The sequence below is a fragment of the Pseudomonas sp. EL_65y_Pfl2_R95 genome (genome assembly GCF_963971045.1).
Lineage (GTDB): Bacteria > Pseudomonadota > Gammaproteobacteria > Pseudomonadales > Pseudomonadaceae > Aquipseudomonas.
Genome location: NZ_CAXAOV010000003.1, coordinates 368948 through 384042, shown reverse-complemented (window position 1 = coordinate 384042; position 15095 = coordinate 368948). Strand labels below are relative to the sequence as shown.

Genomic DNA, 15095 nt, shown 5'->3' with positions numbered 1-15095 from the left:
ATCAGATACCCCAAAGAATCTGCACGCCCCAGACGAAAAACGCGAACATGGCAATGCCACACGCAGCCTGGAACAGAAAACGCACGGCAGTAGCCCACTTACCGATAGCCATATTGGTCAGGTAGTCAGTGGAGATAGTCCACATACCAACCCAGGCATGAACGCTAAGTGAAACTAAAGTCAGCAAGCTGAAGATGCGCATTGCTTGATTGGAGAACAAACCATGCCAGTCGGCATAACCCATACCAGGATGGGTGATCACAAAGCCCAGCAAAAACAGCACATAAGCCGCGAGAACGACTGCTGAAACACGCTGCGCCATCCAGTCATACAGACCAGAACGTGACAGGTTAGTGACGTTAGTTACCATATCCATACCCCCAGCAGCAGAATCATGACCGCTGCAACAGCGAGTACGATTTTCGAGCCCAATGCACCGCCCTCAAGCGATTCACCGATACCCATGTCCATGATGATGTGGCGTATGCCAGCCACCAGGTGGTACAGCAAGGCGGACAAAAGTCCCCAGATCACGAACTTAGCCAAAGGGCTAGTCAGACACTCTTTCACCTCGGCAAAGCCTTCCTCTGAAGCCAGCGATTTGTCGAGCCCATAAAGCAGCACGGCAATGCCGACAAAGAGAATGACACCGGATATACGGTGAAGAATGGACGTGTAAGCGGTGATTGGGAGCTTGATAGTCCTAAGGTCTAGGTTTACAGGTCGTTGGCTATTCACGGCTTTTTTTATCACACTGAGAGCCCCGAAGTTGCAGGGCAAAGTTGTCGGGAGGTGCACTGGTCAGGTACCCATCACCCAAGGAGTGAAAACCACCAGATACAGGGTCAAAAGCCCTTAGTGGTTGGCCGCAGAGTATAGACAGTTAGGTTACTAATGACAACGGACCTCCCTACACCTTAGTTAGGATTGCGTTGATTATTTAAATCACGTAAAAGCGCAACTTATCCTTAATAAACAGCCGCCCAAAGGCTCTACGCCATGGCGTTTTAGCAAATTGACTTTCGAATTTATCCCACTATAGTGGTGCGGGCCCTGCGTGGGGGGCCTGTCTGATGATTTCAAGCATAACTAGGAGGCCACACATGGCTGACAAAAAAGCGCAGTTGATCATCGAGGGCGCTGCCCCCGTCGAGCTGCCTATTTTAACCGGCACCGTTGGTCCCGATGTAATTGATGTAAGGGGCTTAACAGCCACGGGCCGCTTTACGTTTGATCCGGGCTTCATGTCCACTGCGTCTTGCGAGTCGCAAATCACCTATATCGATGGTGACAAAGGCATCCTGCTTCACCGCGGCTATCCAATTGAGCAGCTCGCTGAGAAGGCTGACTATCTGGAAACCTGCTACCTGCTACTCAATGGCGAAATGCCAGATGACGAGCAAAAAGCCCAGTTTGTAAGCACCATCAAGAACCACACCATGGTTCACGAGCAATTGAAGACCTTCTTCAACGGCTTCCGTCGTGATGCGCACCCAATGGCCATCATGTGTGGCGTTGTCGGCGCCCTCTCCGCTTTCTATCACGACTCTCTGGACATCAAGAACCCGCATCACCGTGAAGTTTCGGCCATGCGCCTGATTTCCAAAATGCCGACCCTTGCAGCGATGACCTACAAGTACTCCATGGGGCAACCTATGATGTACCCGCGTAATGACCTCAATTACGCTGAAAACTTCCTGCACATGATGTTCAACACACCTTGCGAAATTAAGCCGATCAGCCCTGTTCTGGCCAAAGCGATGGATAAAATCTTTATCCTCCACGCTGACCACGAACAAAACGCATCGACCTCAACCGTTCGCCTGGCTGGCTCCTCTGGCGCCAACCCATTTGCCTGCATCGCAGCCGGTATCGCTGCATTGTGGGGCCCTGCCCACGGCGGTGCCAACGAAGCCGTGCTGAGCATGCTTGATGAAATCGGCGATGTGTCCAACATCGACAAATTCATCGACAAAGCCAAAGACAAAGAAGATCCATTCAAGCTGATGGGCTTCGGTCACCGCGTTTACAAAAACCGTGACCCACGCGCCACGGTGATGAAGCAGACCTGCGACGAAGTACTGAAAGAACTGGGCATTACCAATGACCCACAACTGGAGCTGGCCATGCGTCTCGAAGAGATCGCACTGACCGACCCTTACTTCATCGAACGCTCGCTGTACCCGAACGTTGACTTCTACTCGGGCATCATCCTCAAAGCGATTGGCATTCCAACCAGCATGTTTACGGTGATTTTCGCCCTGGCACGCACTGTTGGCTGGATCTCGCACTGGAAAGAAATGCTTGAAAGCCCGTACAAAATTGGCCGTCCGCGCCAGCTGTACACCGGTGAAAAGCAGCGCGATATCAAAAAATAAGCCATTACGCTTAGTTTTTCGCGCAAAAAAAAGGCTGCCATTTGGCAGCCTTTTTTATTCATTTTTTTTGCTGATCAACGCTTTTTCCCACCCAGAATCAGCAATAACTGACAAAAGCTGTCGGCCCACTCTTAAACCATTATGACGCCTGAATTCTGACGGACACGAACTCGCGATTGCATTGCCCTACAGCAGGGTGGATGACGCTCTTTTCATCCACCATTTCCACCGACACATTCGATTATCGGCTGATCCATGGTGGACAAGCTTCGCGTTGTCACACCCTGCACGCGCCGCGTACGCCTGCAGATTCGTTCATTGGCTGAAAGCCTCGTGCTGACCAAGGCGGCAACTGCTCGCCTTGCGACACCGCGCTACCCACGAAAGCTATTTTTTCTCAGCCAGCTCGCGATAGTTCTTCAGGGTATTGAACGGCGCATCGACCACGAACTTATTCGCCACCCAAGACGGAACACTACCACCCGGCTCGGTATGCACCTGATAGACCACTTCGACTTCACCGCCAGCTTTGGGCGTGAACACCCAACTGCCTTCCAGCTGAGTGAGCCTCACAAAACCCTTCTCTTCGGGGATATAGCTAGGCACACCATGCATTTTGCGGGTTACCACACCCTTGGCATCTTTCTCGGTGGTCACTTCCATTACCGAGTCACGCGGAGTTACCGGCCAAGGCGTATTGAATTGCGCATAGACCCACGTCTTATCACCCTCACGCTTGAGCATTTTTTGCGTCTTGCACTCATGTATCCATGCACACGAACCCGCCACATCATCTTGCAGCTTGAGCAGAGTTGGCACGTCCGCCTTAATCGTGGTGACGCCGCGATAAGACTTATACTCAGAGCCTGCAACGTCACTGAGATAGACCTTGACCCCTGCCTCGTCTTTCACCAGATTCCAGTCTTGCGCATGCGCGGCACTGACCGCCAGCACAGCAACGCTCCCCACCAGTAACCGTGTAAATAGAGCCATTATCTCTCCCAGGCATTTGCCTGCTGCTAAATAAAGTACTTAACACGCCGCGGCAGTCGAACCTTCAAGCCAGGCAATTAAGCGTATTGCGTCTTCCCGGGTGTCACCGCATACATCAATATCTGCACTGAATGCGGAGCACACTAACGGCCGCTCAGGCTGACCGAAGATCATGCAATAGTTCGTCTCATCAAGCTGAATGCAACGCACACCTGCGGGCTTGCCATCAGGCATTCCCGGAATCGGTGAACTGATTGAAGGTGAGATGCAGCAAGCGCCACAACCCGCACGGCATTTCATGATCTGTTTCTTTCCTTAACCGCACAATCAAAGCATATCGCCGATTTTACCTGCATACAGACTAAGTTAGCATTACTAAAAGCGCTAGCTAGCGGAATCAAAGCGTGCACAATCAAACGCCATGGCAAGCGCTATGGCGTCTGATGACTAAGGCAACAAAAGCGCTCAGGAGTTCTTCGCCGACTTCAATCGCGAGATCAGACTGGACGTATCCCAACGCCCTCCACCTGCGGCTTGAACATCGGCATAAAACTGGTCAACCAGCGCCGTCACAGGTAATTGCGCGCCGTTGGTCCGCGCCTCATCAAGCAGGATCGACAGGTCTTTACGCATCCAATCGACAGCAAAGCCGAAATCAAATTCACCCTCAAGCATGGCTTTATGGCGATTTTCCAGCTGCCACGATTGCGCAGCACCTTTACTGATCACTTCCATAGCCGCCATGCCATCAAGGCCTGCGCACTGGGCAAAATGCAGTGCCTCGGACAAGCCTTGTACCAGGCCGCCAATGCAAATCTGGTTAACCATCTTGGTCAACTGACCGCTACCTGCCGGACCCATCAAGCGAACCATTTTCGCGTAGGCATCGATTGCCGGTTGGGCCCGATCAAAATCGGCCTGCTCACCGCCGACCATCACGGTCAACACGCCATTTTGTGCGCCGGCCTGACCACCGGAAACCGGCGCATCGAGGAAACCGACCGAGCGCTCCAGTGCAGCTGCTGCCAGCTCACGCGCAACCGTTGCAGAGGCCGTGGTGTGATCAACCAACACACTGCCTGCTTGCATGCCCGCAAGCGCGCCATCATCACCCAGCACAACACTGCGCAAGTCGTCGTCATTACCAACGCATACCATCACCAAGTCTGCGCCTTGAGCGGCTTCACGTGGAGTAGCGGCACTTTCACCAGCGTATTCATCAACCCACTGCCTGGCCTTGGCGGCAGAGCGGTTGTAAACGCACACCTGATGACCGTCACGCGCCAAGTGTCCTGCCATGGGATAACCCATAACACCCAATCCAATAAAGGCTACATTGGCCATTTGATACCTCCAGATTGATTTACCAGCAGCCTACCATGCGGTTTGTCGCAATAGTTGGGCACTTGCATACTGGCGCCATTGTCCTAAAACCTAATATACGTTTGCCTACAGTGCGGGTTGAGACCCGCAAGCTCATGGAGAGCCTATGGGACATTGGTTAGTGATTGACTTGGAAGCCACCACGGAAGAAGGCGGCTGGCCGATTGAGCAAATGGAAATTATCGAAATCGGTGCCAGCATGGTTAATGCTCAAGGTCATGAGGTTGACCATTTCCAGCGCTTTGTTAAACCGGTCAGGCGCCCGCACCTCACACGATTTTGCCGCGACCTGACCCATATCAACCAGAGTGATGTAGACAACGCAGTGCCCCTTGCTGAGATCTGGCCGCACTTTGAACGCTGGCTCAGCCAGCATCACCCCCGGTTGGTTGGCTGGGCCAGTTGGGGAGAATACGACCGCCGCCAGCTTGAGCAAGATTGGCGCCTGCAAAAACTTACCAGCCATTTGAGCAATGTGAGTCATCTCAACCTTAAAAAAACCTTCGCCCAAGCACGCAAACTGCAACAACCTGTTGGACTGCACACGGCGCTACAGCTTTCAGGAATAAGCTTCAGCGGACAACAACACCGCGCGCTCTGCGATGCGCGCAACACAGCTCGGTTACTGCCTTTGGTTTTACCCATTCAAAGCTGATGACGCCCTGATCAGGCTTCGGCATACTGGCGGGCCTTTTTCAGCCCCTCCGAGGATTTGCATATGTTTAAAGTAAATGAGTACTTCGACGGCACCGTCAAATCTATTGCTTTCGATATGGCTGCAGGCCCTGCCACGATCGGCGTAATGGCTGCAGGAGACTATGAGTTCGGCACCAGCCAACTGGAAGTGATGCACGTGGTTGCAGGCGCACTGACCGTACAGCAGGCGGGCTCCGAGAGTTGGGAAACATACGAATCGGGTAGCAACTTCACGGTTCCAGCGAACAGTAAGTTCAAGCTTAAGGTCGCAGTTGATACCGCTTACCTTTGCGAATATCGCTGATCACGTAAAGCCGAACAACCGGCCTGCGGGCCGGTTTTTTATTGCACCCGTAATTGATTTGGGATTGATGATGCCACGCTCCATACCTGCTACCGCTATTGTCTTGCCGATTGCCTTGCTGGTGGTGGCAATGGTCTCGATTCAGAGCGGCGCATCCTTGGCGAAAAGTCTGTTCCCCTTGATCGGCCCGGAAGGCACCACCGCGCTGCGCCTGGGCTTCGGGGCGATCATCTTGGCAATTATCATGCGCCCTTGGCAGGCGCGCTTAAGCCTGTCGTCGTGCAAAGCATTACTGGCTTACGGTCTGGCGCTGGGTGGCATGAACCTGATGTTCTACATGTCGCTCAAGACCATCCCCCTTGGGATTGCCGTTTCCCTCGAATTCACCGGCCCGCTTGCCTTGGCGCTATTGTCTTCACGGCGCTTGCTAGACTTCGTCTGGGTGGCCATGGCCATCACCGGCTTGTGGTTGCTATTGCCCAGCAGCCACTCCGACCAAGCACTTGACCCTGTCGGTATGGCGTTTGCCCTGGGTGCAGGTTTTTGCTGGTCGATGTACATTATTTTTGGCCAAAAAGCCGGCGCCCGACACGGCAAACACACGGCCTGCCTGGGCACCTTGGTTGCGGCAGCACTGGTGATACCGATTGGCATGTGGCAAGCCGGTACTGCGCTGTATAACGTCGATTTACTGCCAATAGCCTTGGCGGTTGCCGTACTCTCATCCGCCCTGCCTTACAGCCTTGAGATGATCGCCTTGACGCGCCTGCCATCGCGAATCTTCAGCATCTTGATGAGCCTTGAACCCGCCGTTGCGGCACTCACTGGATTGCTGTTTCTGAGTGAACAGCTGCACTTCACTCAGTGGCTGGCCATCAGCTGTATCATTCTCGCCTCTGCAGGCGCTGCGGCCACCATCAGGCCACAAGCAAAGCCTATTGACCTGCAGGGCTAAGTCCCGCTCACCAGCGGGTTTGAAAACTGCAGTTCAGCCAAACGTGCATACAACGGACTGCTACTGATCAGCTCTTGGTGGGAGCCGATTGCGACGAGCTTGCCAGCCTCAATCACCGCAATCCGCTCAGCGCTTTTGACAGTCGCCAGGCGGTGGGCAATCACCAAGGTCGTGCGCCCTTGCATTAGGCGCGGCAAAGCTTGCTGGATTAAGTGCTCACTCTCAGCGTCCAAGGCGCTGGTGGCTTCATCCAGCAGCAATATCGGCGCATCGACAAGTAATGCACGGGCAATTGCCAAACGCTGACGCTGGCCACCGGAAAGGCCCATTCCGGCATCACCGAGGTGTGTTTGGTAGCCTTCCGGCAGTTTCATGATGAATTCGTGAGCATGGGCGGCCCGGGCAGCCGCCTCGACATCGGCGAAGCCCGCCTCGGTTTTGCCGTACCGAATATTGTCTTCAACCGTGCCAAAAAACAGCGCTGGATTTTGCGAAACTAACGCAAAGCAGCGCCTTAAATCGCTCGGATCAAGCTGATCAATCGGAAGGCCGTCGACCAGAATCCGCCCTTGTTGCGGGTCGAAAAAGCGCAGCAATAAATCAAACAGTGTTGATTTACCCGCACCTGAAGGGCCAACCAAAGCCACTGTTTGACCTGGCTCGACCAACAAGTCGATACCATCGATGGCAAAACTGTTCAGCCGCGACGGATAGGCGAAGCGAACACCTTGCAGCTCGATGCGCCCTTGCACTGGCTGAGCCAGGGTCAGGGTGTTTTCTTGCGGGGCACTGATCTCATTGCGTGCCTGCAACAATTCGGCAATACGTTCGGCAGCGCCTGCAGCACGCTGCAGCTCACCGATCACTTCGCTGAGAGTGCCAAAAGAGGAGCCCACGATCAGGCTGTAGAACACAAAGGCAGCCAATTCACCGCCGCTAATGCGACCGGCGATGACATCCATGCCCCCGACCCACAGCATGACCCCTACGGCACCAAGAACCAATATGATAACCACAGTAATCAGCCATGCACGCTGAGCTATGCGCTGGCGAGCCGTGTCGAAAGCCGCCTCGGCGGAAATCGCAAATCGACGCATGTCTTCGCGCTGGTGGTTGTAGGCCTGCACCGTTTTAATCTGACCAAGCACCTCGGCCACATAGCTGCCAACATCCGCCACCCGGTCCTGGCTTTGGCGTGACAATGCTCGCACCCGCCGCCCGAAGATCAGAATCGGCGCCACCACCAAGGGCAGCGCGACCAACACAATGCCGCTGAGCTTGGGATTGGTGATAATCAACAACACCACACCACCGATCATGATGATCAGGTTGCGCAGCGCCATCGACAGAGACGATCCAATGACCGACTGCAACAGCGTGGTATCGGCCGTAAGGCGTGATTGAATCTCTGAGCTTCGGTTGCTCTCATAAAACCCTGGATGCAAGGTAATCAGGTGGTTAAACACCCGCTTGCGGATATCTGCAACCACCCGCTCGCCCAGCCAAGAAACCAGGTAAAACCGTGTATAGGTGCCAAAGGCCAAGGCCAGCACCAATACAAAAAACAACGCGATCGAATGCTCCAGCGCCTCTTGCGACTGAGTCGCCAACCCCTGATCGACCAGCAGTTTGATACCCTGCCCCATGGACAAGGTAATCGCGGCGGTAAACATCAGCGCCAGCAACGCGCCAATCACCCGCAAACGATAGGGCGCAATAAATCCCCAAGCAACTTGCACTGCATGGCTTTGACGCGACGATAAAAATGATTTCATGCGTTCTCGCAACTGCCCGCAGGCTTGATTTATGTTGCTTTTGCGCCAGGCACTTGCGCCAGCGCAGCAATGATACACAGCGCTATTGCGGCAAGATTAAGACTAACCGGGTTGAACGCTTGTATAAGTAGATGGGGACTGAACAGCGCGACATCAACCAGCAAGGCTATCAAGATGCTACCCGCGAGCATTAACGGCCAATGATTGCGCTGATACACCAAAATGGCCACGCCCATTATGATTTCCAATACGCCACTGATTGCCGCAACCATTGCTGGCGCGGGAAAGCCATGCGCTTCAATCATTGCCACTTCATCAGCGCTCAGCCAGAGCAATTTAGGCACCAAGCCATGCCAGATGAACACCACGGCCAACGCGGCGCGGGCACAATAGGAGATCAGCTGTAATCGCCGCGACACAATCACACTGGCTCCTCAAGAAAATGCCCAGCATGCTTTGCACTGGCCACCATGCACTGATCATGCTTACCGAACAAACGGTAGCGGTTTCGCGCAATACTGCCGTAGCACCTATCGCGCAATGGCCGGGGCAACCCAGCCAAACAACTGAGAAGGGGCCACGGCCATGACAACTGCTCAGTGATTCGCAGCACGGCATTTGACTGCAGAAATAGCCGGCCATGCTCGATATAGACCATGCTTTCAAAGTGATCGGCGGGCAGTTCAAAGTGACGCAGAATGGCCTGGCCCTGAGCCGACTGCACAGAGGCGAGTTTGAATCGGCACTCTGGATCATGGGCGATCAAAAACCGCGCCCAGCCATTACACAGCCTGCACACGCCATCAAACAGCACCACCCGTTCAGCCCCCTGCAGGCATTGCGGCAATTCAGTTGCTAACACGCACGCCTCCAGGTACTCAACTTATTCAGCGCGTGCAGTCAGGGGATAGAGCAATTCTTCCTTGTAACCCGCCCAAACCTTAACCACGTCAGGAAATGCATCGTCGAGACTGATATCGCCGGTATCCACCAATAAAGGACGCCCTGCCAGCGTTGATAACTTGCGCTTGGTGGCGACCACACGAATATGCTCCAGGCCCACCGAGCGCAGAACACGCGGGCTGATCTGTTGGTTGCCACGCCCAAGAATGTGGCCTTGTCCGCCGATAGCGGTGACCAGTAAACGAGCAGGGTTTGACTCAACCAGTTCAAATAACTGGGACTCAGTTACGTCACGGCCAATCACCTGACCGTTCTCGATCACATCGACACCCAGCAAGGTGGTCGCCAAGCCAAGGTTTTCTGCCAAACCATGCAAAGTCGAGCCGGGACCAAAAATATAGCGCACACCCTGCTCCCAACTTTCTTCGAGCCATGCCGCCAAATCATTGAGCACCAGCTCCTCAGACTCGACACCAGCCTGCTTGACCTGCTGCACAAAACCGCCCTCTTCCGGCACGCTGAGCTCACCAAACCAGCGCGCAGTGACGCGCCCTTCGCGCAGTGCAGATTCATCAATATCACGCACCTCACCAGCCGCCAGTCGCACCAACCCGCCAGCCACCAGCCGTGCAGTCAATTCACCTGCTGCACGGGGGCTGATGGCATAAACCCCAGAATGGATTTTTACCCCGGCCGGAATCCCCAACACAGGCTGGCCCGCGCGCGCCGCCGCACAAATATCGCGCGCGGTACCGTCGCCCCCGGCGAACAAAATCAGGGCAACCCCTGCCTCCTGCAACAGCTCGACGGCCTTGCGAGTGTCGGCAGCCGTTGTATGTTGTGGGTCAATTGCCCCAAGCACACGGTGGGAAAAGCCCATATCAGCCAGCAAATCAGCACCCATGCTGCCGGGAAAGGTCACAAACTCTACACGGCCCTTTAGTTCTGCCAAGCAATCCAGCGCCGTACGAGTGCGCAGCGCCGCTTTAGGCTCGACACCCAGGGCCAACGCTTGTTCAGCAACGCCATCACTGCCCTTGAGCCCAGCAGGACCACCGAGACCGGCGAGCGGGTTGATGATTAACCCGATGTGAAAGCGCGACATACACCCACTCCAAAATAATGTTGTAATTTCAGGACGCCCCAGCTTTTCAAGGCGGGGGCTTTTTCGGCAAAGTAATCCTACGTGAATGCCTGAAGTCATGCAGCCCGACGGTCCTGCAGCCAAAGTTGCCCACTGGACCCAGCTGGCGTTAAAGTTCAACCAGACAGTGCGCTGAGGAGATCGTTTATGAGTAACTCAACCCCACCCAAGCAAAGCGACGACGGTCAGGACAAACCCGTTGGTGGCGCGATTATCGATGAACAAGGCCATGAGGTCGAAATTACCGAGCACATGATTCAGGATGCTTGCGACGAGCTTGAAAAAAGCCGTATCAGCAACCCAGCCAAGGACTGAATCTGCAGGGGTCTCTGTGCACGCGCTGGTCAGCCTAGCCTCTTGCTACACCTAGCGCCTGCAATACCTGCACAAGGTCTACCGAGGGTTGGCCCGCAAACCTGACCTCAAGACCGGTGATTTCCCGGCGCATTGGATAATGCTTACGCAGCGCATCAAAGGCTGAGCGTTGCTGCGCATCGTCACTGCACAAGCTACGGCGGAAATCGGCATCATCGCGGCGCGGGTCGTATACCGCACGGCAGATCGTGCTAATCAGCCATTCGCGCTGCACCGCCGCAGAAAACCCCATCTGTTCCAGCCAAGGCGCGGGCATCAAATCATTCAGATGATGCTGTTCAGGCTGACCGAGAAACTCACAAAGTGCGCTGTAGATTTGCGCCGTGCCGCGCAGCTTGCCATCAAGGCTATAGCCTGCAATATGCGGCGTTGCAATACGGCACAGGGCCGCCAATTCAACATCCACAGTCGGCTCGGCCTCCCAGACATCCAGCACCGCACGCAAATCACTGCGCTGCGCCAACGTTTGACGCAAGGCATCATTATCAATCACCGGGCCACGACTGGCGTTAATAAGCCAAGTACCGGGTTGTAGCTGAGAGAGTTTTTCAGCGTCGAACAGATGCTGGGTTGGATGTTCACCGGTTTTAGCCAGTGGTGTGTGCAAGCTGATCACATCGCACTGGCTGATGATCTGCTGCAGGCTGACATAATCACCGCCCTCCAGCAGTTGCCGTGGAGGATCACAGACCAAGACCGCCCAGCCAAGCCCTTGCAGAACGGCCTGCAAACGACTGCCTACCTGGCCCGCCCCGACTATCCCGTAAGTACGCCTGGATAAATCCAGGCCTTGATCTTCCGCCAGCACCAGCAAGCTCGATAACACATAGTCGACCACCCCTCGTGCGTTACAACCGGGAGCGCTGGACCAGGCGATATTGGCCTGCTGAAAATAATCGAGGTCAAGGTGATCGGTGCCAATGGTGCAAGTGCCAACGAACTTTACCCGACTGCCTTGCAGCAACTGCTGATTGACCTTAGTCACCGAGCGCACCAGCAGCACATCGGAGTCGGCAACAGCCGCCGCGTCAATCGATCTGCCCGGCAGCCGTGTTATTGAGCCGAAATCAGCAAAAAATTCATCAAGTAAAGGTATGTTCTCGTCAGCAACGATACGCATGGCATGGCTCCATGGGACAAGGCATTATTCTAACAGCAGATTCATGGCGTAATACCTTGTAGCAACGTTGCCTGATCAAATAACAACAACGCCGCGAAAACAACCGACCAGACTCTTTCCTGACCAAAAGGTCAAAGCGTATACTGCGCGGTTTTACGAGAGCATCAACCATGCCTGCCACCACAACTGTTGAAACACGGGCACAACGCGCAAGCCGTGAATTTCGCAGTCTGTTGGTGCTCGCCACGCCGATTATCATCGCCCAGTTGGCGCACACGGCTATGGGCTTCGTCGACACATTGATGGCGGGGCGTGTTGGCCCGCGTGATTTGGCCGCCGTGGCCTTGGGCAACTCGATTTGGGTACCGGTTTTTCTGCTGATGACGGGTATCCTGCTGGCGACCACGCCGAAGGTCGCCCAACGCTTTGGCGCCGGTGACGAAAGCAGCATCGGGCCATTGGTGCGTCAGGCATTATGGCTGGCACTGGTGGTGGGCGGCGGCGCAGCGACAATCTTGTGGAATGCTGAAATCGTGCTGCACAGCATGAACGTTGAACCCGACCTGATTGCACCATCGATGGGCTACCTGCGTGCGGTCGCCTGCGGCTTTCCGGCTGTGGCCCTTTACCATGTGCTGCGCTGCTTCAGCGACGGCCTTGGGCATACCCGTCCAAGCATGGTTATTGGCATCTTCGGCTTGATGCTGAATATCCCCCTCAATTACATATTCATCTACGGCAAACTGGGCATACCCGCCATGGGCGGCGTTGGCTGTGGCTGGGCGACCGGTTTGGTGATGACTTTCATGTTTCTGTGCATGCTGGTCTGGGTAAAATGGGCATCCTTTTACAAGTCAAGCGAGCTGTTTAAACACTTTGACTGGCCGCAGTGGTCGGTGATCAAGCGCCTGCTGTCAATTGGTTTGCCTATTGGCATCGCCGTGTTCGCCGAGTCGAGCATTTTTGCAGTGATCGCCCTGTTGATCGGCGGCCTTGGAGCAACCGTGGTGGCCGGGCACCAAATCGCCCTCAACTTCAGTTCGCTGGTGTTTATGATCCCCTATTCCCTTGGCATGGCCGCGACCGTACGTGTAGGCCAGGCATTGGGACGACACGACGCGCGCGGCGCCCGTTTCGCCGCCGGCGTCAGCATGGCAACAGCGCTGGCCTATGCGTGCTGCTCAGCCACCTTGACCTTGCTGCTGCGCGAACAGATCGTCAGCATCTACACTCCAGACCCAACCGTGATTGCTTTGGCCTCCACGCTGATTATCTATGCCGCGCTGTTTCAGCTCTCGGATGCGGTTCAGGTAACCGCTGCCGGGGCCTTGCGCGGCTATCAGGACACGCGCGTGACCATGCTCCTGACACTGTTCGCCTACTGGGGGATTGGACTGCCGGTTGGCTATGCCCTGGGCTTATCCCACTGGTTCGGAGAACCTTCCGGGCCACAGGGCTTGTGGCAGGGCTTGGTAGTGGGCCTGACCTGCGCCGCCGTGATGCTGGCCATCCGTTTGAGCCGAAGTGCGCGCAAACGCATCCGTTTATCTAAACTGGCGGGATGAACTCCAGACTCCTTACGCTGCTGATAATAGTTGTCCTCACTGGGTGCAAGCCCGCCAATGACGCGCAAGCTCTGCAGGCGGACTACTTATATCGCCTGGCCAACGCCACAGCGGTCGAAATAAATGCAGATTCTGCGTCCAGTAAAGACAAACTCTATCGCATGCCTGCACGCCGCGATCGGGTCAGCGAGATTCCTGACCTGCGCATCAGCTTGCTTGACTTGATTATCGATGTGCACCGCTGCCCCGCCTTGCAAATTCAAATCAGCGACCGCAACAGCATACTCGGCAAGCAAATGCTGGCCAGCAACAGACTGGGCTATGAAGGCGACTTGCTGCGCGAGATTGCAGCCTGCCAGCAAAGCCTGACGAAGACTGCAGACAACGACTTCAACCAGCAGCTCAGCCAGTTGGCCATACAGAAACGGGCTCAACTGCCGCAGGTGTATTGGAATGCGCTAAATGCCAGCCCGGAGTTTGAACAGTATTTGCGTTTTGCCCCAACGCCTCTGCCGATTGATGTCACAGAAAGCGACCCGGGCCTGGATGCACTCGCTCAATTAGTCAGCATTGGGCAAAAGCTGCCCGAGCAATTACCGCCCGGCAGCCATGAGCTGGACCCACTATTTTTTGCCCTGCTTGCTACAGAACAAGGCGGCCAGCTCATCAGCAGCCTGAGCACGCTGACCCAAACCTTGAACCAAGGCAGCATGGCTCTGGAAGAAAGGCAGATGCAGCGGCCGATTTGCCCCCATCAGCGGGCTACCCGGCAAGCACGGATACTTCAGAACGTCTTCGTAAAATTTTACGCCGGTGGGCTGCAGCCCTATCTGGCCAAGGTTGACCAGCGCGGTAAACGCTGGAGCGCAAGCCTGCTGCAGATGAGTGAAATCGAGCAGATCCCACCGACGTTGCAACAGTATCTGTTAACCCTTGCGGGGCCCGATAATTCATTGTGGACTCAGTTCGAGCAGGCCACCAAACGCCACGTCAAAGCCTGGCAGGACACCCTCAAGAGCTGCGGTCTGGCACCGGGTCAGTCTGGATGGGTGGGAGCGGCAGACAAGGCTGCCCAGTAAGCTTCGGAGAGAAACTCACGGCCTAGCAGTAAATGCTCTAAATACTCGCGCGAAGGCAGCAGGCCCTCTTCACGAAACGCTGGATTGGCAATATAAACCCAAGCGGCAATATCGCCTTGCTCGCTGGATACCAGCATCGGCTCGCGGCTGTACAGCACGGGTGTGCCCTCAAACGGGTCCAGTTTGCTGATTTGCTCCCCATCCGCCAGGCGATAGAGCACACCTTCAACCACGCTGCCCGGCTGGTAGGCGATATTGGCAAACGCATGCCCGGCTGCAGTGGCTGCACGCTTGTTAAAGCGCAAGCTGAAACCCTTTAACTGCCCTGCCCGCGCCTCCTTCACATCCAAGCCTCGTACCTGCATGCGAGCGGGATTCATATTGGAGCCGTAGGCGAAATACCAATCCATTGCTGGCCTCGGTGA

Annotated in this window: 18 protein-coding genes; 7 read left to right on the top strand and 11 right to left on the bottom strand. The window is 55.2% G+C overall.

Going from position 1 to position 15095, the window contains the following annotated elements:
- Position 1: 1 nt before the first annotated feature.
- Positions 2–370, bottom strand: coding sequence for a succinate dehydrogenase, hydrophobic membrane anchor protein (gene sdhD, locus AACY09_RS12600; RefSeq protein ID WP_339488723.1), 369 nt, complete (start codon positions 368–370; stop codon positions 2–4).
- Entirely contained in the window at positions 364–750 is a 387-nt protein-coding gene (gene sdhC, locus AACY09_RS12595; protein WP_339488721.1) for a succinate dehydrogenase, cytochrome b556 subunit, read from the bottom strand. Before sdhC ends, sdhD begins: the two co-directional genes overlap by 7 nt.
- Before the next feature lie 353 nt (positions 751–1103).
- Here sdhC and gltA point away from each other — a divergent pair, with 353 nt between their 5' ends.
- Positions 1104–2378 carry a citrate synthase gene (gene gltA, locus AACY09_RS12590; RefSeq protein WP_339488388.1) on the top strand — a complete coding sequence of 425 codons (1275 nt, stop codon included), beginning with the start codon at positions 1104–1106 and terminating at the stop codon, positions 2376–2378.
- A 387-nt stretch (positions 2379–2765) separates the two neighbouring features.
- On the opposite strand, the gene AACY09_RS12585 is transcribed toward gltA, so the two are convergent.
- The 3 genes from AACY09_RS12585 to AACY09_RS12575 all read right to left on the bottom strand — a co-directional run bounded on the left by AACY09_RS12585 (position 2766) and on the right by AACY09_RS12575 (position 4715).
- Entirely contained in the window at positions 2766–3371 is a 606-nt protein-coding gene (locus AACY09_RS12585; protein WP_339488387.1) for an START domain-containing protein, read from the bottom strand.
- 39 nt (positions 3372–3410) lie between these two features.
- Positions 3411–3671 carry a YkgJ family cysteine cluster protein gene (locus tag AACY09_RS12580; RefSeq protein ID WP_339488386.1) on the bottom strand — a complete coding sequence of 87 codons (261 nt, stop codon included), beginning with the start codon at positions 3669–3671 and terminating at the stop codon, positions 3411–3413.
- A gap of 165 nt (positions 3672–3836) precedes the next feature.
- Complete coding sequence (locus AACY09_RS12575; protein WP_339488384.1) at positions 3837–4715, bottom strand: NAD(P)-dependent oxidoreductase; 879 nt, start codon at positions 4713–4715, stop codon at positions 3837–3839.
- A gap of 145 nt (positions 4716–4860) precedes the next feature.
- Between AACY09_RS12575 and AACY09_RS12570 the strand changes: the two genes are divergently transcribed.
- From AACY09_RS12570 to rhtA, 3 genes are all read left to right on the top strand, one after another.
- Positions 4861–5409 (top strand): exonuclease domain-containing protein, encoded by a 549-nt coding sequence (locus AACY09_RS12570; RefSeq protein ID WP_339488383.1) that lies wholly within the window; start codon positions 4861–4863, stop codon positions 5407–5409.
- Positions 5410–5472: 63 nt separating this feature from the next.
- On the top strand, positions 5473–5754 hold the full coding sequence (gene ppnP, locus AACY09_RS12565) for a pyrimidine/purine nucleoside phosphorylase (RefSeq protein ID WP_339488381.1): 282 nt from the start codon (positions 5473–5475) through the stop codon (positions 5752–5754).
- A 70-nt stretch (positions 5755–5824) separates the two neighbouring features.
- A complete protein-coding gene (gene rhtA / locus AACY09_RS12560; RefSeq protein ID WP_339488380.1) occupies positions 5825–6709 on the top strand; it encodes a threonine/homoserine exporter RhtA in 885 nt (294 codons plus the stop codon).
- Here rhtA and AACY09_RS12555 read toward each other — a convergent pair.
- The 4 genes from AACY09_RS12555 to AACY09_RS12540 are packed head-to-tail and all read right to left on the bottom strand — an operon-like array spanning position 6706 to position 10492.
- A complete protein-coding gene (locus AACY09_RS12555; protein WP_339488379.1) occupies positions 6706–8484 on the bottom strand; it encodes an ABC transporter transmembrane domain-containing protein in 1779 nt (592 codons plus the stop codon). The two genes, rhtA and AACY09_RS12555, sit on opposite strands and share 4 nt — an antisense overlap.
- 29 nt (positions 8485–8513) lie before the next feature.
- Entirely contained in the window at positions 8514–8903 is a 390-nt protein-coding gene (locus AACY09_RS12550) for a DoxX-like family protein (RefSeq protein ID WP_339488378.1), read from the bottom strand.
- A 2-nt stretch (positions 8904–8905) separates the two neighbouring features.
- Positions 8906–9346, bottom strand: coding sequence for a thiol-disulfide oxidoreductase DCC family protein (locus tag AACY09_RS12545; RefSeq protein WP_339488376.1), 441 nt, complete (start codon positions 9344–9346; stop codon positions 8906–8908).
- 21 nt (positions 9347–9367) lie between these two features.
- Complete coding sequence (locus tag AACY09_RS12540; RefSeq protein ID WP_339488375.1) at positions 9368–10492, bottom strand: ATP-NAD kinase family protein; 1125 nt, start codon at positions 10490–10492, stop codon at positions 9368–9370.
- Positions 10493–10678: 186 nt separating this feature from the next.
- Between AACY09_RS12540 and AACY09_RS12535 the strand changes: the two genes are divergently transcribed.
- The gene (locus tag AACY09_RS12535) at positions 10679–10846 is read left to right on the top strand and encodes a PA1571 family protein (RefSeq protein ID WP_339488373.1); all 168 of its coding nucleotides are present in this window, start codon (positions 10679–10681) and stop codon (positions 10844–10846) included.
- Between the two features lie 34 nt (positions 10847–10880).
- Here the strand turns inward: AACY09_RS12535 and pdxB are convergent, their stop codons facing one another.
- Complete coding sequence (pdxB, locus tag AACY09_RS12530; RefSeq protein ID WP_339488372.1) at positions 10881–12026, bottom strand: 4-phosphoerythronate dehydrogenase PdxB; 1146 nt, start codon at positions 12024–12026, stop codon at positions 10881–10883.
- 170 nt (positions 12027–12196) lie between these two features.
- Between pdxB and AACY09_RS12525 the strand changes: the two genes are divergently transcribed.
- On the top strand, positions 12197–13591 hold the full coding sequence (locus AACY09_RS12525; RefSeq protein WP_339488370.1) for an MATE family efflux transporter: 1395 nt from the start codon (positions 12197–12199) through the stop codon (positions 13589–13591).
- Positions 13588–14670, top strand: coding sequence for a DUF3080 family protein (locus AACY09_RS12520; protein WP_339488369.1), 1083 nt, complete (start codon positions 13588–13590; stop codon positions 14668–14670). Before AACY09_RS12525 ends, AACY09_RS12520 begins: the two co-directional genes overlap by 4 nt.
- Here the strand turns inward: AACY09_RS12520 and AACY09_RS12515 are convergent.
- A complete protein-coding gene (locus AACY09_RS12515; RefSeq protein WP_339488367.1) occupies positions 14628–15080 on the bottom strand; it encodes a gamma-glutamylcyclotransferase family protein in 453 nt (150 codons plus the stop codon). The two genes, AACY09_RS12520 and AACY09_RS12515, sit on opposite strands and share 43 nt — an antisense overlap.
- Between the last annotated feature and the right edge of the window lie 15 nt (positions 15081–15095).

Excerpts from the sequence above, each read along its gene's own strand:
- sdhD (WP_339488723.1), bottom strand. The coding sequence starts at position 370 with ATGGTAACTAACGTCACTAACCTGTCACGTTCTGGTCTGTATGACTGG.
- gltA (WP_339488388.1), top strand. The coding sequence starts at position 1,104 with ATGGCTGACAAAAAAGCGCAGTTGATCATCGAGGGCGCTGCCCCCGTC.
- AACY09_RS12585 (WP_339488387.1), bottom strand. The coding sequence starts at position 3,371 with ATGGCTCTATTTACACGGTTACTGGTGGGGAGCGTTGCTGTGCTGGCG.
- AACY09_RS12580 (WP_339488386.1), bottom strand. The coding sequence starts at position 3,671 with ATGAAATGCCGTGCGGGTTGTGGCGCTTGCTGCATCTCACCTTCAATC.
- AACY09_RS12575 (WP_339488384.1), bottom strand. The coding sequence starts at position 4,715 with ATGGCCAATGTAGCCTTTATTGGATTGGGTGTTATGGGTTATCCCATG.
- AACY09_RS12570 (WP_339488383.1), top strand. The coding sequence starts at position 4,861 with ATGGGACATTGGTTAGTGATTGACTTGGAAGCCACCACGGAAGAAGGC.
- ppnP (WP_339488381.1), top strand. The coding sequence starts at position 5,473 with ATGTTTAAAGTAAATGAGTACTTCGACGGCACCGTCAAATCTATTGCT.
- rhtA (WP_339488380.1), top strand. The coding sequence starts at position 5,825 with ATGCCACGCTCCATACCTGCTACCGCTATTGTCTTGCCGATTGCCTTG.
- AACY09_RS12555 (WP_339488379.1), bottom strand. The coding sequence starts at position 8,484 with ATGAAATCATTTTTATCGTCGCGTCAAAGCCATGCAGTGCAAGTTGCT.
- AACY09_RS12540 (WP_339488375.1), bottom strand. The coding sequence starts at position 10,492 with ATGTCGCGCTTTCACATCGGGTTAATCATCAACCCGCTCGCCGGTCTC.
- AACY09_RS12535 (WP_339488373.1), top strand. The coding sequence starts at position 10,679 with ATGAGTAACTCAACCCCACCCAAGCAAAGCGACGACGGTCAGGACAAA.
- pdxB (WP_339488372.1), bottom strand. The coding sequence starts at position 12,026 with ATGCGTATCGTTGCTGACGAGAACATACCTTTACTTGATGAATTTTTT.
- AACY09_RS12525 (WP_339488370.1), top strand. The coding sequence starts at position 12,197 with ATGCCTGCCACCACAACTGTTGAAACACGGGCACAACGCGCAAGCCGT.
- AACY09_RS12520 (WP_339488369.1), top strand. The coding sequence starts at position 13,588 with ATGAACTCCAGACTCCTTACGCTGCTGATAATAGTTGTCCTCACTGGG.
- AACY09_RS12515 (WP_339488367.1), bottom strand. The coding sequence starts at position 15,080 with ATGGATTGGTATTTCGCCTACGGCTCCAATATGAATCCCGCTCGCATG.